Annotated in this window: 23 protein-coding genes; 14 read left to right on the top strand and 9 right to left on the bottom strand. The window is 67.4% G+C overall.

All coding sequences use genetic code 11. From position 1 onward, the window contains the following. Window positions 1-25: 25 nt before the first annotated feature. Window positions 26-898, top strand: a complete 873-nt coding sequence (locus tag J4H85_RS01270) for a DNA-formamidopyrimidine glycosylase family protein (RefSeq protein ID WP_208236129.1) — start codon at window positions 26-28, stop codon at window positions 896-898. A 135-nt stretch (window positions 899-1,033) separates the two neighbouring features. After that, a complete protein-coding gene (locus J4H85_RS01265; RefSeq protein ID WP_208236127.1) occupies window positions 1,034-1,195 on the top strand; it encodes a hypothetical protein in 162 nt (53 codons plus the stop codon). A 70-nt stretch (window positions 1,196-1,265) separates the two neighbouring features. Here J4H85_RS01265 and J4H85_RS01260 read toward each other — a convergent pair whose 3' ends face one another. After that, entirely contained in the window at window positions 1,266-1,883 is a 618-nt protein-coding gene (locus J4H85_RS01260; protein WP_208236125.1) for a TetR/AcrR family transcriptional regulator, read from the bottom strand. Between the two features lie 118 nt (window positions 1,884-2,001). Between J4H85_RS01260 and J4H85_RS01255 the strand changes: the two genes are divergently transcribed. The 7 genes from J4H85_RS01255 to J4H85_RS01225 are packed head-to-tail and all read left to right on the top strand — an operon-like array spanning window position 2,002 to window position 6,990. Then, window positions 2,002-2,151 carry a hypothetical protein gene (locus J4H85_RS01255; RefSeq protein WP_208236123.1) on the top strand — a complete coding sequence of 50 codons (150 nt, stop codon included), beginning with the start codon at window positions 2,002-2,004 and terminating at the stop codon, window positions 2,149-2,151. A gap of 25 nt (window positions 2,152-2,176) precedes the next feature. After that, window positions 2,177-2,464, top strand: coding sequence for a DUF7882 family protein (locus J4H85_RS01250; protein WP_208236121.1), 288 nt, complete (start codon window positions 2,177-2,179; stop codon window positions 2,462-2,464). Window positions 2,465-2,485: 21 nt separating this feature from the next. After that, on the top strand, window positions 2,486-2,989 hold the full coding sequence (locus J4H85_RS01245; protein ID WP_208236119.1) for an SRPBCC family protein: 504 nt from the start codon (window positions 2,486-2,488) through the stop codon (window positions 2,987-2,989). Window positions 2,990-3,016: 27 nt separating this feature from the next. Next, window positions 3,017-3,952: an EamA family transporter gene (locus J4H85_RS01240; protein WP_243893293.1), complete on the top strand. Its 936-nt coding sequence runs from the start codon at window positions 3,017-3,019 to the stop codon at window positions 3,950-3,952. A 27-nt stretch (window positions 3,953-3,979) separates the two neighbouring features. Further along, window positions 3,980-4,951, top strand: a complete 972-nt coding sequence (locus J4H85_RS01235; RefSeq protein ID WP_208236118.1) for a permease — start codon at window positions 3,980-3,982, stop codon at window positions 4,949-4,951. Between the two features lie 7 nt (window positions 4,952-4,958). Beyond that, window positions 4,959-5,729: a TIGR03943 family putative permease subunit gene (locus J4H85_RS01230; protein WP_208236116.1), complete on the top strand. Its 771-nt coding sequence runs from the start codon at window positions 4,959-4,961 to the stop codon at window positions 5,727-5,729. Further along, on the top strand, window positions 5,719-6,990 hold the full coding sequence (locus J4H85_RS01225) for a hypothetical protein (protein ID WP_208236114.1): 1,272 nt from the start codon (window positions 5,719-5,721) through the stop codon (window positions 6,988-6,990). Before J4H85_RS01230 ends, J4H85_RS01225 begins: the two co-directional genes overlap by 11 nt. Window positions 6,991-7,084: 94 nt before the next feature. Here J4H85_RS01225 and J4H85_RS01220 read toward each other — a convergent pair whose 3' ends face one another. The 3 genes from J4H85_RS01220 to J4H85_RS01210 are packed head-to-tail and all read right to left on the bottom strand — an operon-like array spanning window position 7,085 to window position 10,289. After that, window positions 7,085-7,978 carry a glycine betaine ABC transporter substrate-binding protein gene (locus J4H85_RS01220; protein ID WP_208236111.1) on the bottom strand — a complete coding sequence of 298 codons (894 nt, stop codon included), beginning with the start codon at window positions 7,976-7,978 and terminating at the stop codon, window positions 7,085-7,087. A 56-nt stretch (window positions 7,979-8,034) separates the two neighbouring features. Further along, window positions 8,035-9,009 (bottom strand): ABC transporter permease, encoded by a 975-nt coding sequence (locus tag J4H85_RS01215; RefSeq protein ID WP_208236109.1) that lies wholly within the window; start codon window positions 9,007-9,009, stop codon window positions 8,035-8,037. Window positions 9,010-9,020: 11 nt separating this feature from the next. Further along, on the bottom strand, window positions 9,021-10,289 hold the full coding sequence (locus J4H85_RS01210; protein ID WP_208236108.1) for a quaternary amine ABC transporter ATP-binding protein: 1,269 nt from the start codon (window positions 10,287-10,289) through the stop codon (window positions 9,021-9,023). A 380-nt stretch (window positions 10,290-10,669) separates the two neighbouring features. Here J4H85_RS01210 and J4H85_RS01205 point away from each other — a divergent pair, with 380 nt between their 5' ends. The 3 genes from J4H85_RS01205 to J4H85_RS01195 are packed head-to-tail and all read left to right on the top strand — an operon-like array spanning window position 10,670 to window position 13,344. Further along, window positions 10,670-11,557 carry an ABC transporter substrate-binding protein gene (locus J4H85_RS01205; protein WP_208236106.1) on the top strand — a complete coding sequence of 296 codons (888 nt, stop codon included), beginning with the start codon at window positions 10,670-10,672 and terminating at the stop codon, window positions 11,555-11,557. Window positions 11,558-11,569: 12 nt separating this feature from the next. Then, window positions 11,570-12,574, top strand: coding sequence for an amino acid ABC transporter permease (locus tag J4H85_RS01200; protein WP_208236104.1), 1,005 nt, complete (start codon window positions 11,570-11,572; stop codon window positions 12,572-12,574). A gap of 17 nt (window positions 12,575-12,591) precedes the next feature. Next, entirely contained in the window at window positions 12,592-13,344 is a 753-nt protein-coding gene (locus J4H85_RS01195) for an amino acid ABC transporter ATP-binding protein (RefSeq protein WP_208237263.1), read from the top strand. Between the two features lie 51 nt (window positions 13,345-13,395). Here the strand turns inward: J4H85_RS01195 and tagD are convergent, their stop codons facing one another. The 5 genes from tagD to J4H85_RS01170 are packed head-to-tail and all read right to left on the bottom strand — an operon-like array spanning window position 13,396 to window position 16,224. Next, window positions 13,396-13,794, bottom strand: a complete 399-nt coding sequence (tagD, locus tag J4H85_RS01190; RefSeq protein WP_208236102.1) for a glycerol-3-phosphate cytidylyltransferase — start codon at window positions 13,792-13,794, stop codon at window positions 13,396-13,398. A gap of 40 nt (window positions 13,795-13,834) precedes the next feature. Continuing rightward, window positions 13,835-14,305, bottom strand: a complete 471-nt coding sequence (locus J4H85_RS01185) for an SseB family protein (protein WP_208236100.1) — start codon at window positions 14,303-14,305, stop codon at window positions 13,835-13,837. A gap of 10 nt (window positions 14,306-14,315) precedes the next feature. Next, entirely contained in the window at window positions 14,316-14,927 is a 612-nt protein-coding gene (locus J4H85_RS01180; protein ID WP_208236098.1) for an energy-coupling factor transporter transmembrane component T family protein, read from the bottom strand. Beyond that, complete coding sequence (locus J4H85_RS01175; RefSeq protein ID WP_208236096.1) at window positions 14,924-15,616, bottom strand: energy-coupling factor ABC transporter ATP-binding protein; 693 nt, start codon at window positions 15,614-15,616, stop codon at window positions 14,924-14,926. Before J4H85_RS01175 ends, J4H85_RS01180 begins: the two co-directional genes overlap by 4 nt. Next, on the bottom strand, window positions 15,613-16,224 hold the full coding sequence (locus J4H85_RS01170) for a biotin transporter BioY (protein ID WP_208236095.1): 612 nt from the start codon (window positions 16,222-16,224) through the stop codon (window positions 15,613-15,615). Before J4H85_RS01170 ends, J4H85_RS01175 begins: the two co-directional genes overlap by 4 nt. Before the next feature lie 91 nt (window positions 16,225-16,315). Here J4H85_RS01170 and J4H85_RS01165 point away from each other — a divergent pair, with 91 nt between their 5' ends. Next, window positions 16,316-16,927, top strand: a complete 612-nt coding sequence (locus tag J4H85_RS01165) for a TetR/AcrR family transcriptional regulator (RefSeq protein WP_208236093.1) — start codon at window positions 16,316-16,318, stop codon at window positions 16,925-16,927. Between the two features lie 71 nt (window positions 16,928-16,998). Continuing rightward, window positions 16,999-18,384, top strand: a complete 1,386-nt coding sequence (locus J4H85_RS01160; protein WP_208236091.1) for a glycine--tRNA ligase — start codon at window positions 16,999-17,001, stop codon at window positions 18,382-18,384. Window positions 18,385-18,436: the final 52 nt, after the last annotated feature.

Here is an 18,436-nt window from a genome sequence, read left to right as displayed (position 1 = left end):
CCGGCCCCTCCACCATACTGAGAGCATGCCTGAACTGCCGGAGGTCACCGCGCTCGTCGCGGATCTCCGTCGACGCGCCGTCGGCAGGACGGTCGACCGTTGCGAGATCCGAGCGTTCGCCGCGCTCAAGACGGCCGGCATCGGCCCGGACGCGCTGCAGGGAGACACCGTCGACGCGGTGACGCGTCACGGCAAGTTCCTGGACCTGCGGATCGGCGCCCACCACCTCATCGCGCATCTCGCCCGTGCGGGGTGGATGCAGTGGCGCGACGAGGTGCCCGAAGCGGTGGCGCGGTCGGGCACAGGGCCACTGGCAGCGCGACTCGTGTTCGCCGACGCGCACGGTTCCGACGCCTGCCTCGACATCACCGAGGCGGGGACGAAGAAGAGCCTGGCGCTGTACCTAGTCGCGGATCCGGAAGAGGTTCCCGGGGTAGCACGGCTCGGCCCTGACCCGCTCGATCCGGCATTCACGTTCGAGGTGTTCGCGGGCATCCTCGCCGACGCGGGTCGCGCTCAGATCAAGGGCGTGCTGCGCAGACAAGAACTCATCGCGGGGATCGGCAACGCCTACTCGGACGAGATCCTGCACGCGGCGCGCATGTCACCGTTCACTCCCGCAGCGATGGATCAGGAGCACGCCGAACGACTGTACGCGGCGATCGAGCGCACGCTCACGGACGCCATCGAGCGCGCCGCGGGCACGCCGGCCTCCGGATTGAAGCGCGAGAAGCGCTCCGGAATGCGCGTGCACGGCCGTACCGGAGAAACATGCCCGGTCTGCGGCGACACCGTGCGCGAAGTGACCTACGCCGACTCCTCGATGCAGTACTGCCCCACCTGTCAGACCGGCGGGAAACCGCTCGCGGATCGCGTGCTGTCTCGGCTGCTGAAGTAGAGAACTTCGCAGCTCTGAACGTCTCGAGCGACGGGGACAGCAAATTCCAGAATTAAGGGTATCGGGTCACTGGAGAAAGCGCCAGGCCCCCCGGTGCAAGTTTTCAGAGAAACAGCTGAAAGATACACTGCGAGGATGAATATCTTTCTGATCCTCATCATCATCGTCGCCATCGCGCTGCTGCTCGTCGGCGGCCTGGTCGAAGCCGTGCGGTTCCTCCTCTGGGTGGGCCTCGTCCTGGCGATTATCGCCGTCATCATGTGGCTCTTCCGAGCCATCACCGGCAAACGCCGCTAGAACACTCACGTGAGGGGCCGCACGGTATCCGTGCGGCCCCTCACGTGTATCCGGGGGTCAGAGACCGTGTTCACCCTCCAGCTGCGCCCGGCACGGAGGTGCTCGCGTCCGGCCACGAATGCGTGCAGATCCCGTCCCACATGAGGCGCAGCTGCGCAGCCATGTCGACGGAGCGGTCGAGCAGCCACTGCAACTGCAGTCCATCGGCGGCGGCCATGAGAATACTCGACGTGACCGGAATGTCGACGTCAGGTCCGACGTCACCGCTCGCCTGCCCGTTCTCGATGACTTTGGCGAAGAGGGCGCGGATGCGGGCGACGCGACCCTCGAAGAACTCGCGGGCGGCGTGCCCGTCGATCGTCGCCTCCGACGCGCACTCGACGTAGAGCTGCACGAGACCGGGAACCGACGTGTTGTGCGTGATGACGTCGATGAAGCCCTCGAAGGTGGGGTTCGGGTCGAAGAAGGTCTGCCGATCGTACTGATCCTTCGACTGGAGCACGGCGATCGCGAGCTCTTCGCGCGTGCCGTAGTAGTGGACGAGCCCCGCTTGGCTCAGTCCGACACGGGACGCGATCTCGGCGTTGGACGTCTGCCGCCAGCCGCGCCGAGCCACGATATCGAGGGTGACGTCGATGATCTCTCGCCGTTTCGCGATCCCTTTCGCGTATGGGCCCCGTTGACTCATGGACCTAGCCTACGAGATTGCACCGCAGGTGTTTCGAGAACGCCTTATAGCTAATGCGACCCCGCACTGTCAATGGGTCGGGTGTGCAACTCGCCCCAGTGCCGGATCGTCTGCCAGGATGAATCCGAACCTCGCAATCCTGCCGAAGTCGTTCTTGATCTCGGCGGGTCTTCAGGCCGACTCTCGATTCGAGATCGGTGTCCACACCTCGTCGACCCTCTCGGCGCTGCGTCGCACGCGACCCGTGCGATCTTCGGCGACCGCGTGAGTCCGCTGCACCCAAGGAAACATCAATGGGATACCTCAACTATGGGGCGAGGCACGTGTTCGAGTTCGATGACCGCACTCTCGCGCACCTCCAGCCCGTCATCCTCGCGAAGCTCAGCCGACAGGAGAGCTTCGCCTTCACCTGGACGGATCGGGGACACCGGCGCAGCATCTGGCTGCACCCCGCGATCACGCTGTCGTTCCAGCTCGCTGCGGAACCCTCACCGCGGCTGAATCGTGCCTGGCTGCATGCGCTCACCAAGCAGGCGAACGGATCGTCAGGCCTCAGGATCGTCACGGAGCCTGACGCGTAACCCCGCGGGGTGCAGCAGCTCATGCCCACACACACCGGGACGGCCCACGCCGACATCGCAATGCCCGTGCAGGGGGTGTACGAACTCTGGACGCGAGTCGAAACCTATCCGCACTACCTCTCGGCGGTCGAGGAGGTCGCGCGGCTGACCGACACCGTGCTCCACTGGCGGGTCGCCTTCGGCGAGCACCGTCGCGACTTCGACGCGGTCGTCGAGGAGCACCTCCCGCGGCAACGCATCGCCTGGCGGAGCCTGGGATCCGCGTTTCACACGGGGAATGTGACCTTCGAGGCCCTCGATGCCGCGCGCACCCGTGTGCGACTCCACCTGACCTGGGATCATCGGGTACTGGAGTCGCCCGAGGGTGAACGGGTGAGCGGTCGGCTCGTCGACGATGCCGCGGTCGCGGCGGATCTCCGGGCCTTCGCCGACTACGCGGCAGCGACCGGTGCCGGGGACGATCCCCCGAGACTCATCGGGGAGCCCGAGGCGCACGAATCTCCTCCCGGCGACCGCCTAGGATAGCTGCGGGGGTGAAGAAAGGAGTCCGCGTTGCGTCGCATCGTCGTCCTCGGATTCGTCTTCACGCTGCTGTCGGCCTTCTTCTTCGCCGTGTCAGGCCCCGTCGCGAAGACGATGTACGAGATCGGCTGGACACCCGGAGCGGTCGTGCTCGTGCGATTGGCCGGCTCCGCCGCGTTGCTTCTGGTGCCGACGCTGCTCGCGCTGCGCGGCTACTGGGGTGAGGTGCGCCGGCACTGGGTGACCGTGGTCGTCTACGGCGTCGTCTCGATGGCGGGTGTCCAGGCCTTCTTCTTTCTTGCGGTCGAGCACCTCACGGTGGCCGTCGCACTGCTGCTCGAGATGACGGCGCCGATCCTCATCGTGTTCTGGGTGTGGGCGCGCACACGGCGACGACCCGGAGCCTTCACATTCGCGGGCGTCGTGGTCTCACTCACGGGTGTCGTGCTCGTGCTCGACCTGCGCAACGTCTCCCTGAACGTCTTCGGCGTGGTGATGGCGCTCGCCGCTGCGGTGTGCCTCGCCAGTTACTTCCTGGTGTCGGCGAACGCGACGATCCGGGTACCACCCGTCGCCTTCACGGGTCTCGGCATGTGCGTCGGCGCGCTCACCGCGGTCGTCGTGAATGCGGTCGGCATTCTTCCCGTGCGTTTCGTCTCCGCCGATGTCGCGTTCGCCGGGGCGACGGTGTCGTGGACGGTGCCGATGATCCTCATCATCCTGTTCACGGTGGGCGCCTACTTCTGCGGCATCATCGGTCTCCGGTACATCGGCGCGACGGTCGGTTCGTTCGTGAATCTCGCCGAGGTGCCGTTCTCGGCGATGGCGGCGTGGCTCATCCTGGCGGAGGTGCTGACGCCGGTACAGCTGCTGGGGGGCGTCGGCATTCTGGGAGGCATCGCGTTCATCAAGTGGGGCGATGTGCGCCTCGCGCGTCGGCGCGCGGGTGCGCAGCGCAGCGGATGAGATAACGGTTCTCGTTACACTGGTCTCGTGCTTCCCGATCGGCTCAGCGACTTCGTCACGCTCTCTGTCAGCGTGTTCATCGAGTCGCTGCCGTTCGTCTTTCTCGGGATCCTGCTGTCGATCGTGGTGCAGGTGTGGCTGCCGCCGACGCTCATCGAGCGCGTGCTGCCGCGTCGGCCGGTACTGCGTCGCGCATCGCTGTCGCTGCTGGGGGTGCTGCTTCCGGTCTGCGAGTGCGGCAATGTTCCGCTCGCACGCGGACTGATTCTGCGCGGGTTCACCCCGGCCGAGGCGCTCACGTTCCTTCTGGCCGCGCCGATCCTGAACCCGGTCACGATCATCACGACCTATCAGGCGTTCGGGTGGGATCACGGAATCCTGGTCGCCCGCATCCTCGGCGGCTTCGTGATCGCGAACCTCGTGGGCTGGGTCTACAGTCGACACCCGCGTCAGCACGAGATTCTCACGCCGCGGTTCGAGGCGAGCTGTCGCCACGCCGCAGCGGGACCCGACCACGACCACGAGCACGACCACGACCACGCCGAGGAAGGCCGGTCGAGCGAACCCGTCCGACCGGGTCTGTCGCACCGCACGCGCACCCGACTGCGTCGCAGCGCGCTCGGCTTCGCCGAGGAGTCGAGCGCCATGCTGCCGGCGCTCGCGGTCGGATCCGGGATCGCCGGGGCGATCCAGGTCGGTGTGCCACGTGAAACACTCCTGCTGCTCGGCAGTCACCCGCTCCTCTCGGTGCTCGCCCTCGTCGCGCTCGCGTTCATCATTTCAATCTGCTCGAACGTCGACGCGTTCTTCATCATGTCGTTCGGGTCGACCTTCATGCCGGGCGGTATCGTCGCCTTCCTGGTGTTCGGGGCGATGCTCGACATCAAGATGCTCGCGCTGCTCCGCACGACGTTCACGACGCGCACGCTCGTGCAGCTCCTGGCGATCGTCGGGCTCTGCAGCATCGCCATCGGATGGGGGGTCAACCTTGTCGCGTGATCGCATCATGACGCACTGGCGGGGTCTGGTGCTCAGCGCCATCGGCATCGCCGCCACCCTCTCGCTCGCCCTGAGCGGGCGACTCGACTGGTACATCCACCCGAGGTACACCGTCTTCACCGTGACCATGTCGCTGCTCGGCGCCGTGGTCGGAGTCCTGGCGGTCGTGGTCCTCGCCTCGGGTGACCGGCGCCGCCGCCGCGCGCAGACGCAGGCGCAGACGGTCGGTGCCGATGCCGCCGCAGGATCCGACCGCCCCCGGGCGCTCGCCCTCGTCTCCGCCGGGGTGCTCGTGGTCGGCCTGGCCACCGCGTTGCTCATCATCCCTCCCGCCACCCTGAGCGCCGCGACTGCGGGTCAGCGCGAGATGAACGCGTCGATCAGCCCCGGCGGAGAAGCGCCGATCGCGCTCGACGACGTCGACGACGTGACCGAACTCGACGTCAAGCAGTGGTCGTTGCTGTTGCGCCAGCAGGGCGGCGACGAGGCGCTCGGCCGCACCGCCGACCTCGTCGGCTTCGTGATGCCCGCCGAGGGCGCGCCTGACGACGTCTTCTACGTGGCCCGTTTCTCGGTCACCTGTTGCACCATCGACGCCCAACCGGTGGGCGTGCCGGTGTACGCGCCCGGCTGGGAGGACGACTTCGGCACCGACGACTGGGTGCGCGTCACCGGCGTCTTCGCCGCGAATCCCGATCCCGACGGTGCGCACCCGACCGTCCTCATGCCCGCCGAATCGGAGACGGTCGAGATGCCGGAGGACCCCTATGTCCATTGAGCATCACGACTCCAGCGCGCCGCACAGGCGCGGATCTTCGGGCGGCAGGCACGGCCGTTTCATGTGGGCCGTCATCGGCGTGCTCGCGGTGCTCGCCGCCGCTCTCGGTGCCGCTACGCAGACGCAGGGGCCCCGTCTCGAAGCGATCGACGTGAACACCGCTGCGGTGACGGAGCGCGCCGGGCAGACGCTGACGATCCAGGCGAATCAGCCCGTGAACCCTGATGATGCCGCGGTGCCCGAGGTGAGCGTCGTCCCCGAGGTGACGGTCGACTCCGTGGTCGTCGACGGCAGCGCGATCGTCATCACTTTCGCCGAACCCCTCGACTACGCAACGACGTACACGGTGACGGCGACGGCGGAAGGCCGGCACACGGGCCGAGCGGCAGAGCTGCGCGCGGCGTTCACGACGCTCGACCCCGAGGTCGCGACGCTCGTGCGCGGAGCGGAATCCGATCGCGTCGCCGCGCAGCGGCTGCAGGACGGCGACGCGCACGATCAGCTCGCCGTCGCCGAGCGCATCCAGGAGTACGCCCTGCTCGACGACCAGACCGTGGTCGTCACCCTCGATGACGCTGATCGGCCCGCCGTGGAATCGGTGCCGCGCAGCGGGGGCGATCCGGTGCCGATGATCGACTCCGGCATCGCTTCCGTCCGCGACCTCCGCGTCGAACCGCGGACCCGGCTCGCCGGATTCATCGTCGACGACCTCGACCAGTCGGAGACGTTCAAGGTGCTGACGTACACCGACTCGCTGCTCCTCTACGACATGAACAGCCCCGGCACCCTCCTCGCCACAGTGGTGGACGAGCAGAATCGGCCGCTCGAGATCGCGGAGTGGCGCTTCGTGCCCGGCACCACGGCGGTGCTGGCCAGAACCCTCGAGGGCGAACTCGTCGCCTACGACCCGGCACTCGGATCGGCGGCGACGCCGGCGACCGAGGCGGATTGGGACGCGGCGGAGGACGCCGCGTCAGGACCGGCCCTCGACCTCACGACCACCGGCGACGTGGTGACCGTTCGCGACGAGTCGGGGGAGCGGGAGCTCTTCCGGCCGGCTGCGGAGTCGAGCCGGGTCGGAGCCGTGTGCGCGGCCCCCAACGACGAGGTCGTCGCCATCGAGGTCTTCTCGGGCGACGGTGAACCCGACGGGTATCCGGTCCCCGGGTTCACGGGCGCCACCGTCTCCTACGTGCGCGTCGCCGACGGAGCGGTGATCCGCAGCGCGAACGGGCTGCAACCCGACTGGTGCCGACAGTAATCCCGCCCCCGCGTCACGCGCGTTCGTGAGCGCCCCGGACACGCGAACGGGGGCCGGATCGCGATGCGACCCGGCCCCCGAAAGGTGCAGCGGATTAGCTGGTGAGGCCGTCCACGTACTCCTGGTTCTGCTCGATCCACTCGCGCACGATCGGCTCGTAGTCGTCCGAGCCCTCGTTCTCGTTGAACATCAGGTTCTCGAGCGAGTAGAGGTGATCCGAGTCCATCTTGAAGTTGGTGAGCCACTCCGAGACCTCGGGGTGATCCTCGGCGAGCGTGGAGCTGCCGTACGAGTAGATGCTCTCGGCGTCGCCGAGGGTGCCCTCGGGATCCTCGAGATCCTTGATGTCGTAGGCGTCGTACGCCCAGTGCGGACGCCACAGGGTCACGGCGATGTTGTCACCGGAATCCATCGCGCTCTTCAGCTCGGTCAGCATGGCCGGGGTCGAGGAGACGACGAAGTCCATGTCCTCGAGACCGTAGGTGGGAATCACCTCGTTCTCGGTGGCGGAGGTCAGGCCCGCGCCGGCCTCGATGCCGACGATGCGGTTGCCGAACTCGTCGGCGTTGTCGGCCAGCTCGCTGATCGAGTCGATCGGGGCGTCGGAGTTGACGGCCATCGTGAGCTTCGCCTCGTCGTTCCACGCACCGAGCTCGACGATGTCGTCGCCGTAGCGCTCGACGTACTCCTGGTGGGTCAGGGGCAGCCAGACGTCGAGCACCGCGTCGTAAGCGCCATCGGAGAGGCCCTGGAAGACGGGTGCCGGGTCTGCGGTCTCGATCTCGACCTCGTAGCCCTCATCCTCGAGGATGACCTTCCAGAGGTTCGTGACGGCGATCGCCTCGTCCCAATTGAAGAGACCGAAGGTGACGGTGCCCTTGCTGTCGCCGTCGCCGCTGCCGCTGTCGCTGCCGCCGGCGCAGCCGGTGAGTGCGAGTGCGCCTGCCGCGCCGAGCGCGAGAGCGCTGGTGAGGAACTTCTTCTTCATCGTGTGTCCTTACTTTCTGTCGTACGTGGTCTGTGTGGGGTGCGCAGCGCCGGCGATCAACCGGGGATCGGCGCGCGCTGGGGCGATGCGACCTGACGGTCGGCGGTCTCCTGCGCTTCGGCCTCTGCCGATGCCGGTGCGGTGCCTCGCGGCGCCTCGCCCGCGGGCTTCGCGGCGCGACCGCTGCGCTTCTTCTTGCGGCTCCGCTTCGAGGCGCCGAACGCGCCGGTGATGCGGTCGAGGATCATCGCGAGCACCACGACCGAGAGTCCGGCTTCGAACCCGAGCCCGATATCGATGCGGTTCAGCGAGGCCACGACGTCTCCGCCGAGTCCTCCCGCGCCGACCATACCGGCGATGACAACCATCGAGAGGGAGAGCATGATGACCTGGTTGACGCCGGCCATGATCGAGGGCATCGCGAGCGGCAGCTGGATCTGGCGCAGGATCTTCCCGGGGGTGGAGCCGAAGGCGTAGCCGGCCTCGACGACCTCTTTGTCCACGCCGCGGATGCCGAGCTCGGTGAGTCGCACGCCCGGGGCGAGGGCGAAGACGATGGTCGCGACGATACCCGGGACCACGCCGACACCGAAGAGCATCAGGGCGGGGATCAGGTAGACGAACGCGGGCATCGTCTGCAGGAAGTCGAGGAAGGGGCGGATGATCTTCGACGCGGTGTCGTTGCGTGCGGCGAGAATGCCGAGCGGGATCGCGATGATGAGCGCGATGAACGAGGCGATGATCACGAGCGCGAGGGTGTTCATCGCGTTGTCCCACTGATCGACCGAGACGATGACCATGAGCCCGATGACGGTGCCGAGGGCGAGTTTCCAGCTCTTCGCGAAGTACGCGATGATCGCGAGGACGATGATCACTGCCCAGAACGGGGGTGTGGAGGTGACGAAGTCGAGACCGTCGTAGAGCGACCCCATCAGGGAGCGCAGCACGCTGAAGAATCCGCTGAGCGTGGAGGTGAGCCAGTCGACGCCGTCCGAGACGATGTCGCCGAGCGGCAAGCGGATGCTGTCCATGAACTCATCCATCAGACGCGTCCCCCTTCAATCGTGTCCGAGGATCCCGGCAGCGAGACCGGTTCCCGGCTTGCCGCGGTGTCTTCGCCGTCCTGCAGCGTCGCCGTGATCGTCGCGGCCGGAACCGTGGGCGTCGGCTCGATGATCGGGATCGCCGTGGTCGTCGGAGGCACCTGCGCGAGCGACGCCAGCAGCGTCACACGCGGGACGACGCCGATGAGTCGGCCCTGATCGTCGGTGACGGCGATCGGGAGCGGGCTCTCGACGGCGAACTCGAACAGTTCGGCGATCAGCTGATCGGCCGTGACCGTCGCCGGGGTCGGGCGGAGCGCTTCATGGAGGTCGGTGCCGCCCTCGCGGACCAGACGCATCATGTCTTTATCGCGCACCACGCCGAGTAGGGTTCGCTTGGCGTCGGTCACGAACAGGGACGCGGTCTGCAGGTCGCGCATCGTCTTGAGCGCGGCGCGCGGGCCCGCCGAGGCGAAGACGACCGCGCGCGGCGCCTCCATGACATCGCCGGCCGTCAGCACCCGTGCGCGGTCCACGTCTTGCACGAACTGCGCGACGTAATCGTTGGCGGGGTCGGTGAGGATGTCGTTCGGGGTGCCCACCTGCACGATGCGCCCATCGCGCATGACCGCGATGCGGTCGCCGAGGAACATGGCCTCGTTGAGGTCGTGGGTGATGAACACGATCGTCTTGCCGAGCTCCTGCTGCAGTTCGACGAGCTGCTCCTGCATTTCGCGGCGGATCAGCGGATCGAGAGCCGAGAACGCTTCGTCCATGAGGAGGATCTCGGTGTCGGCTGCGAATGCGCGGGCGATGCCGACGCGCTGCTGCATGCCGCCCGAGAGTTCCTCGGGGTAGTGCTCCTCCCAGCCCTCGAGGCCGACGCGCTTGAGCCAGTGCTTCGCGCGCTCGGTGCGCTTGCCCGACGCGACGCCCTGGAGTTCGAGGCCGTAGGCCACGTTCTCGAGCACGGTGCGGTGGGGCAGCAGGGCGAAATGCTGGAACACCATGGACATATGGTCGCGGCGCAGGCCGCGCAGCTCAGTCGGTCCCGAGCCCACGACCTCGGTGCCGAACACCTTGATCGAGCCGTCGGTCGTGGGGTTCAAGCCGTTGAGCATGCGGATCAGGGTCGACTTGCCCGAACCCGACAGGCCCATGACGACGAAGATTTCGCCCTTCTTCACCTCGAACGAGGCGTCGATCACCGCGGCCGTGCCGAGCGGCTGCACCTCGGTGCGGGACGATCCGGTCCGGAGCCGCTTCACGGCCTCCTTCGGACGCCGTCCGAAAACCTTGAAGACCTGAGAGATCTCGAAAGCGACTTCACGTTCAGTGCTCGACGCAGGCCGAGTACTGGATGGGGAACTATTCACTATTTTGCCTCCTAGCCGCCGAGCGAGGTGCTCAGCAGCGGGTCTAACACGGGGCGGGCGCACTCGACGCCCGGGTCACCACCGCAGACTGACGCTAACAAGTTGCTGAGCCCCCCTCAATGCGAGCCGGGAGGTATTCCCGTGCGAAGTATCGTACTTTCCCCGTCCGATCGGGGGTAAGTGCCGATACACCATTGTTATCGCCTGTTGTGTTCTGACCTCGCGAAGACCGGTACTGTTGCCATGTTTCACTGACTCTGAGAGGACGATCAATGAGGATTCGATTTGCGGTTCCCGCACTCGCTGCGGCTGCGGCTCTCGTGCTGACCGGATGCACGAACGATGACGGCGCGAACACCGAGGCGACGACGGGCGGAGCGGACATCGCTGCGGACGACGCCGCGGTCGCGCTGCTGCCCGAGGCGGTCAGCGAGTCGGGCGCGTTGCGGCTCGCCACGGACGCCGACTACCCGCCGAACGAGTTCAAGGATCAGAACGGCGACCCCGTGGGGTGGGGCGTCGAGCTGGGCGAAGCCGTCGCGGCGAAGCTGGGCCTCGAGCCCGAGTGGAGCATTCTGAGCTTCGACAGCATCCTGCCCCAGATCGAGGAGGACGGCGTCGACGTCGGCGCCTCGTCGTTCACCGACACCGTCGAGCGTCAGCAGACCGTCGACTTCGTCAACTACTACAACGCCGGCACGCTGTGGGCGGCACCCACCGGTGAGACCGTCGACCCCGAGAACGCCTGCGGCATGAAGGTGGCCGTGCAGTCGGGCACGGTGCAGCACACGCATGAGCTGCCCGATCGCAGTGAGAAGTGCGTCGAGGACGGCGAATCGGCGATCGAGATCCTGCCGTTCGACGGTCAGCCCGAGGCGACGAACGCCGTCGTGCTCGGCCAGGCCGACGCCTTCTCAGCCGACTCGCCCGTCACCATCGACGCCGTGAACAAGCTCGACGGCGATATCGAGATCCAGGGCGAGTTGTTCGATGCGGCCCCGTACGGTTTCGCCATCAAGAAGGACAGCGAGCTCGCCGAGGCGGTGCAGGCAGCGGTGCAGTCGCTCATGGACGATGGCACCTACCTCGAGATCCTCGAGAACGCCGGGGCCGAGACCGGCGCGATCGACGAGGCGACGATCAACGCGGGTACCGAGTAGGTCGCTTCCTCGATGTCTGACTCTCGAACTCCCGGCCACGAGGTGCCGGAGCCGATCCAAGCGATCAAGCTCCGGCACCCGTGGCGCAACGTGTTCGCGGTCGTCGTTCTGGCGATGGTCGCGCTGTTCCTCTACGACGCGGCGTTCAATCGCCCCGTCTACGCGTGGGACGAAGTGGGCAAGTACCTCTTCGATGTCCGCGTCATCTCCGCCATCGGCTACACGCTGCAGCTCACGATCTACTCGATGATCATCGCCATCGTCCTGGGCGTGATCCTGGCCGTCATGCGGTTGTCGCCGAACCCCGTGCTGCGATCGGTGGCGTGGGCGTTCCTGTGGGTGTTCCGCGGGACGCCGGTCTACGTGCAACTCACCTTCTGGGGGCTCGTCGGTGTCGTCTACAAGACGATCGACATCGGCATCCCCTTCCAGGAGCCGTGGTTCCAGTTCGACACGCAGGCCATGCTGAGCTACTTCACCCTCGCGGTCATCGGGCTCGCGCTGAACGAGTCGGCCTACATGGCCGAGATCGTCCGCGCCGGTCTGCTCGCCGTCGACAAGGGGCAGGAGGAGGCCGCGGTCGCCCTCGGGCTCGGCTGGTGGCACACGATGAGCCGCATCGTTCTGCCGCAGGCCATGCGCGTGATCATCCCACCGACCGGCAACGAGGTCATCTCGATGCTGAAGACCACCTCACTGGTGATCGCGGTGCCGTTCACACTCGAGCTCTACACCCGAACCCGAGACATCGCCGCGGTGACGTACAAGCCGGTGCCGATGCTCATCGTCGCATCGATCTGGTACCTGCTGATCACGTCGATCCTGATGGTCGGTCAGTACTACCTCGAGCGCTACTTCGCGAAGGGCGTGGGCGCGCGCCCCGACACCGTGAAGCCGCTGACGCCCACCGAGGCCGTCGCGATCCAGCGTGCGAACGAGACCGAGGCGGTCGCGCCCGCGGATCGGAATGATGATCCCGACACCCGGTGGCCCGACGGCGAGAGGAGCCGATCGTGACGAACGACACCGTACCCATGGTGCGCGCGGAGGCGATTTCGAAGAGCTTCGGCTCGAACGAGGTACTGAAATCCATCTCCCTCGAGGTGAAGCGCGGCGAAGTGCTCTGCATGGTCGGCCCCTCGGGGTCGGGCAAGTCCACCTTCCTGCGCTGCATCAACCACCTCGAGACGATCAACGCCGGACGTCTTTGGGTGGACGGCAGCCTCGTGGGCTACCGCCAGCGGGGTGACAAGATCTACGAGATGAACCCGCGAGAGGCCGCGAAGCAGCGACGGGACATCGGCATGGTGTTTCAGAGGTTCAACCTGTTCCCGCACATGACGGCTCTCGAGAACGTAATGGCGGCGCCGACGCTGCTGCGCAAGGGGAGCCGCGCGCAGCTGAAGCAGCGCGCGAAGGATCTGCTCGACCGCGTCGGCCTCGCCGACCGCGGGGACTACTACCCGGCGCACCTCTCCGGTGGGCAGCAACAGCGCGTCGCCATCGCCCGTGCGCTGGCCATGGAGCCGAAGCTGATGCTGTTCGACGAGCCCACCTCGGCGCTCGACCCCGAACTCGTCGGCGAAGTGCTCGATGTCATGCAGGGGCTCGCCGAGTCGGGCATGACCATGGTCGTCGTCACGCACGAGATGGGGTTCGCCCGAGAGGTGGCGGACTCGCTCGTCTTCATGGACGGCGGCGTGGTCATCGAGTCGGGTGATCCGCGTGAGGTGCTGCTCAACCCGCAGCGCGAGCGCACGAAGGCGTTCCTGTCGAAGGTGCTCTGACCGCGGCGCACGACACGGTTGCGCGCCGGAGGACCGGCGGGGGTGCGACGATCACGCGCCCTCGCCGAGGTCCTCCTTGATCTTGGAGGTGGAGACGCCCTCGGTGCGATCCAGGTACACGATCTCGGAATGTCCGCGGAGAACCTCGAAGCGGGGGTCGCCCTCCCAGTCGCCGCCCATCACGACGGTGTCGATCGCGTAGCGCTCGACATCGCCGATCTTCTGCTCCCAGTCGTTCTCGGGGATCACCAGGTCGACGTAGCGGACGGCTTCGAGCATCATCTTGCGGGTCTCGTAGTCGTGGTACGTCTGCTTGCCCTTGCCCGCGTTGAACTCCTCGGTCGAGACCGCGACCACGAGGTAGTCCCCGAGCGCACGCGCCCGCTGCAGCAGACGGATGTGCCCCCAGTGCAGCAGGTCGAACGTTCCGTAGGTCAGGATGCGTTTCATGCGGTCCATCTTATGCATGATCGCGCGTACCCCGGACGGGCTACCGCTTCATTCGCTCCAGCGTTTCGGCGGTGATCGGGTCGTCACCCGCCGCGAGTTCGACGTACTTCCGGAGCAGAACGAGTTTCGCGGAGGCGTGATCGAGTTCGGCCGCCACGAAGCGGTCGCTCGAGATGAGCCGCAGCGCCTCGAGCGCCGGCATCACGGCGCCCTTGAGTTCGGCGCGCTGCGTATCGGTGACGGCGGCGCGCAGCTCGGCCATGGACGTGAAGATCGGCAGCACCAGCTGCCCAGTCGTCGACCGGATCGTGCGCACCCTGGCGCCTTTCTTCCCGCCACCGCCGGTGCGCGTGCCGGTGACGTCGACGACCAGGTAGTCGTCGCGGAGGGCCGTCAGCAGTGCGGCGAGGTGCGTGTAATCCGGAGCCGCGTGGAAGGCGTCGAGTGCCTGCCGGGCGCCGGCATTCGCGTAGTCAGCGGACACGTCCTCGGGAATGCTCGCCTCAGCCATGGCCACCAGCCTAGTCATCTCCGATGCCGCGGGCGTGGAGCGCCTCGCCCGTGTGCTGGGCGTGGGAGACCGTGCGGAGCACCAGCGGCACCATGAGCGCCCGCGGGTGCCGCTCGAGTCCCCGGGCCTGAGCGGCGGTGCGCGTCTCCTGGGCGAGCGCGAGGAGCGTCGGGATCATCCGCAGCACCAGTGAGAACGCGAGGGCTACCCGTTCGGGCTGGGCGCCGAAGCGGCGGAACGGACCGAGGACCCGGGTGATCGTGTCGATGAGGTCTTCCACCCGCGTGCTGGCGGTCAGGGCGCTCGCCGCGAGGATCAGCGCGAAGAGCGTGCCCACCACCGCGAAACCGCGCTCCCACCCCTGCTGCCACGCCTGGAACGCGAACAGGGGCACTCCGATGAGCGCGAAACGCAGGCTCGAGCGCCCGAACGCCCGCCATCCGAGGCCGACGGAGAGGACGAGGGCACCGGCGATCACCAGTGCGACGAGCGTGCTCGGTACGGTGCGGAACGCGATGGCGACGGCCGCGAATACGAACAGTCCGAGCAGCTTCGGACCCGGTGCGACGCGGTGCAGTGCAGAGGTGCCCGGCACGTAGGAGCCGAGCGGAGACGCACTCACGCGAGCCCCCGGTAGTGGGCGACGGCGGCCGCCGGATCCCCGTCGAACACCACTCGACCCTCATCGATGACGAGCGTCCGGTCTGCGCGGGCCGCGAGATCCAGATCGTGCGTCACCAGAACGACCTGCTGCGGAAGCGACATGAGCAGATCGCCGATCATGCGACTGTTCCGCAGGTCGAGCAGCGTCGTGGGCTCGTCGGCGACGAGAATCGCCGGGTCGGTGGCGAGCACGCTGGCGCAGGCGAGGAGCTGACGCTGGCCACCCGACAGCGTGTGGACGGAACGGTCGGCGAGCTCACCGATGCCGAAGCGCTCGAGGGCTGCGCGCGCTGCCTCATCGCGTTCGGTGCGGCGGCGATATCGGCGACGCAGTGAGAGGGCGACGTCCTCGAGCGCGGTCGGCATGACGAGCTGCGCTCCGGGGTCGGAGAAGGTGAACCCCACGCGCCGTCGCACGGCGGCGCCGTCCGTGACGGTGTCGAGCCACGAGTCCGCCTGCACGCGCACCGATCCGCTCGTCGGTTCGACGAGTCCGTTCAGCAAGCGGGCAAATGTCGACTTGCCCGATCCGTTTGCACCGATCACCGAGATGCGCGGCTCGGCGAGCGTGAGCGTCGCGGGGTGGAGGATCGTGAGGCGGCCCTCGGGAGCCGTCACTTCGACGGCCGCTGCGTGGAAGTCGATCACGCCGGCTGCGTCCGCGGGGGAAGCAGGGCGGGGAATGCGCGGTGCACGGATGCGGCGACCACGCCGACGAGGATGTTCTTCACGACGTCGCCCGGCCAGAACGCCAGATCGGCGATGAACGCCTGCTGCAGCGTGAGGTCGCCGAGCCAGGACATGCCGAGGATGCCGAGCGGATGGGTGAGCACGATGTTGCTGCCGATGCCGGCGAGCGCGATGAGCGCGATGGTGGAGCCGACGCGCCGACGCGGCAGACGCTCGACGATGAAGCCGCACAGCGCGGCCGCGAGCGGCATCGCGATGAGGAAGCCGACCGAGGGGCCGACGAAGGGGGCGACGCCCGCTGATCCGCCGGCGAACACTGGCAGGCCGACGGCGCCGACCGCCAGATAGAGCAGGACCGCCAGGAAGCCGCGTCTGGCACCGAGCACGGCGCCGGCGAGAATCGTGCCGAACGTCTGGAGGGTGATCGGGACCGCGCCGCCGACCGTGATCGCCGGGAGGATCGCGCAGACGGCGATGAGCGCCGCGAAGGTCGCGATGAGTGCGAGGTCGGTGGCAGTACCGGTGCGCCGACGGCTGGGGGTCGGGGTGTCCGTCTGCTGCGACATGAGGCCTCCGCTTCGCGATGTGATTCCTGAACGGTGTTGAACTGAACGGTGTTCAACTGAACGCTGTTCAGGTTAGCGATAGGGTGGGGGGATGCGCAATTCGAGATCCGACGTCGTCGCTGCGGCGATGCGCGTGCTCGACACGCACGGCCTCGAGGGGTGCTCGATGCGCAGGGTCGCCGCGGATCTCGGGGTCCAGCCGGGTGCGCTCTACCACCACGTGCCGAACAAGCAGACCCTCCTCGCGCTCATGGCCGATGAGATCGTCGCCGATGTCGTGCCGGACGCGGATCCGCACACGACCACATCCGCGCGCGCGACCGACGACGCGGTGCGGCTCTGCCGCGCGCTTCGCGATGCCATGCTCCGGGTGCGGGACGGCGCGGACGTCGTCGCGACCGCCGCAGCGTTCCGGCTGGGCGCCTCGCGCGTCGAGGCGGAGCTCGCGGCACTCGTCGGGCCGGCCGGAGCCCGGACTCTGCTGCTGTACACGTTCGGCCATGCGCAGTCGACGCAGACGCGGCTGCAGGCCCGCGTGTTCGGGGCTCTGGTGGGCGACGCGGATACGCTCGAGACCGGCGACGTCGACGCGACCGCGCTCGACATCTCCTTCACCGAGGGGCTCGCGATCATCTCGTGCGGACTCCTCGGGGGCGGCTCCGCGACGATCCCGCACTCAGGCCAGTCGGAGAGCGCTGGGTAGACTGGGCGGGTATGTCGCGTCCCGCACGCGGCGGTCCGAGATCCCCACACGCCCCTTGGAGTTTCACGCACATGGCCGAGCAGTCTCGCCTCGACACCGTCATCTCACTCGCCCGTCACCGCGGGTTCGTCTTCCAGGCGGGTGAGATCTACGGCGGTTCGCGTTCGGCCTGGGACTACGGCCCGCTCGGCACCGCGCTCAAGGAGAACATCAAGAAGCAGTGGTGGCGCGCCATGGTGCAGAAGCGCGACGACGTCGTCGGGATCGACTCCAGCGTGATCCTGCCGAAGCAGGTCTGGGAGGCCTCCGGTCACGTCGAGGTCTTCAGCGATCCCCTCGTGGAGTGCAAGAACTGTCACAAGCGCGAGCGCGAGGATCACCTCATCGAAGCGTTCGAGGCGAAGAAGGGTCGCGCGCCGAAGGATGGTCTCGCCGAGATCGTCTGCAAGAACTGCGGTACCCGCGGCGAGTGGACCGAGCCCCGCTCGTTCTCCGGTCTGCTGAAGACCTACCTCGGTCCCGTCGATGACGAGGCCGGACTGCACTACCTGCGCCCGGAGACGGCGCAGGGCATCTTCGTGAACTTCGCCAACGTGCTGCAGTCGGCGCGCATCAAGCCGCCGTTCGGTATCGCTCAGATCGGCAAGAGCTTCCGCAACGAGATCACTCCCGGCAACTTCATCTTCCGCACCCGCGAGTTCGAGCAGATGGAGATGGAGTTCTTCGTCGAGCCCGGCACCGATGACGAGTGGCAGCAGTACTGGATGGACGAGCGCATGCGCTGGTACACCGACCTCGGCATCAACCCCGAGAACCTTCGCTTCTACGAGCACCCGCAAGAGAAGCTGTCGCACTACTCGAAGCGCACCGCCGACATCGAGTACCGGTTCGGCTTCACCGGTGGCGACTGGGGCGAGCTCGAAGGCGTCGCCAACCGCACCGACTTCGACCTGTCGACGCACGCGCAGGCATCGGGCAAGGACCTCTCGTACTTCGATCAGCCGAAGAACGAACGGTGGACCCCGTACGTGATCGAGCCGGCCGCGGGTCTCACCCGGTCGCTCATGGCGTTCCTCGTCGACGCGTACCGCGAAGAGGAGGTGCCGAACGCGAAGGGCGGCACCGACACCCGGACCCTGCTCGCGCTCGATCCGCGCCTCGCCCCCGTGAAAGCCGCCGTGCTGCCGCTGAGTCGCAACGAGAAGCTCTCGCCGCTGGCGAAGGAGATCGCTCAGGAGCTGCGCGACGACTGGAACATCGATTTCGACGACGCCGGTGCCATCGGCCGCCGATACCGTCGGCAGGACGAGATCGGTACCCCGTTCTGCGTCACGGTCGATTTCGACTCCCTCGACGACGACGCCGTGACGGTTCGCGAGCGCGACACGATGGAGCAGCACCGCATCCCCCGCGCCGAACTCCACGCGTACCTCGCCGAGCGTCTGCGCGGAGCCTGACCGGGTTCCCGGTCGGGCCAGGGTCGCACCGCACAGACAGGAAGGGTCCGAG

This window comes from Leucobacter tardus, from assembly GCF_017583045.1.
GTDB lineage: Bacteria > Actinomycetota > Actinomycetes > Actinomycetales > Microbacteriaceae > Leucobacter > Leucobacter tardus.
This window is presented reverse-complemented; position numbering and strand designations above follow the sequence as displayed.

Bases quoted from the DNA above. Each gene is read 5' to 3' on its own strand.
- J4H85_RS01270 (WP_208236129.1), top strand. From the start codon at position 26: ATGCCTGAACTGCCGGAGGTCACCGCGCTCGTCGCGGATCTCCGTCGA.
- J4H85_RS01265 (WP_208236127.1), top strand. From the start codon at position 1,034: ATGAATATCTTTCTGATCCTCATCATCATCGTCGCCATCGCGCTGCTG.
- J4H85_RS01260 (WP_208236125.1), bottom strand. From the start codon at position 1,883: ATGAGTCAACGGGGCCCATACGCGAAAGGGATCGCGAAACGGCGAGAG.
- J4H85_RS01255 (WP_208236123.1), top strand. From the start codon at position 2,002: ATGAATCCGAACCTCGCAATCCTGCCGAAGTCGTTCTTGATCTCGGCG.
- J4H85_RS01250 (WP_208236121.1), top strand. From the start codon at position 2,177: ATGGGATACCTCAACTATGGGGCGAGGCACGTGTTCGAGTTCGATGAC.
- J4H85_RS01245 (WP_208236119.1), top strand. From the start codon at position 2,486: ATGCCCACACACACCGGGACGGCCCACGCCGACATCGCAATGCCCGTG.
- J4H85_RS01230 (WP_208236116.1), top strand. From the start codon at position 4,959: ATGACGCACTGGCGGGGTCTGGTGCTCAGCGCCATCGGCATCGCCGCC.
- J4H85_RS01225 (WP_208236114.1), top strand. From the start codon at position 5,719: ATGTCCATTGAGCATCACGACTCCAGCGCGCCGCACAGGCGCGGATCT.
- J4H85_RS01220 (WP_208236111.1), bottom strand. From the start codon at position 7,978: ATGAAGAAGAAGTTCCTCACCAGCGCTCTCGCGCTCGGCGCGGCAGGC.
- J4H85_RS01215 (WP_208236109.1), bottom strand. From the start codon at position 9,009: ATGGACAGCATCCGCTTGCCGCTCGGCGACATCGTCTCGGACGGCGTC.
- J4H85_RS01205 (WP_208236106.1), top strand. From the start codon at position 10,670: ATGAGGATTCGATTTGCGGTTCCCGCACTCGCTGCGGCTGCGGCTCTC.
- J4H85_RS01200 (WP_208236104.1), top strand. From the start codon at position 11,570: ATGTCTGACTCTCGAACTCCCGGCCACGAGGTGCCGGAGCCGATCCAA.
- J4H85_RS01195 (WP_208237263.1), top strand. From the start codon at position 12,592: ATGGTGCGCGCGGAGGCGATTTCGAAGAGCTTCGGCTCGAACGAGGTA.
- tagD (WP_208236102.1), bottom strand. From the start codon at position 13,794: ATGAAACGCATCCTGACCTACGGAACGTTCGACCTGCTGCACTGGGGG.
- J4H85_RS01185 (WP_208236100.1), bottom strand. From the start codon at position 14,305: ATGGCTGAGGCGAGCATTCCCGAGGACGTGTCCGCTGACTACGCGAAT.
- J4H85_RS01170 (WP_208236095.1), bottom strand. From the start codon at position 16,224: ATGTCGCAGCAGACGGACACCCCGACCCCCAGCCGTCGGCGCACCGGT.
- J4H85_RS01165 (WP_208236093.1), top strand. From the start codon at position 16,316: ATGCGCAATTCGAGATCCGACGTCGTCGCTGCGGCGATGCGCGTGCTC.
- J4H85_RS01160 (WP_208236091.1), top strand. From the start codon at position 16,999: ATGGCCGAGCAGTCTCGCCTCGACACCGTCATCTCACTCGCCCGTCAC.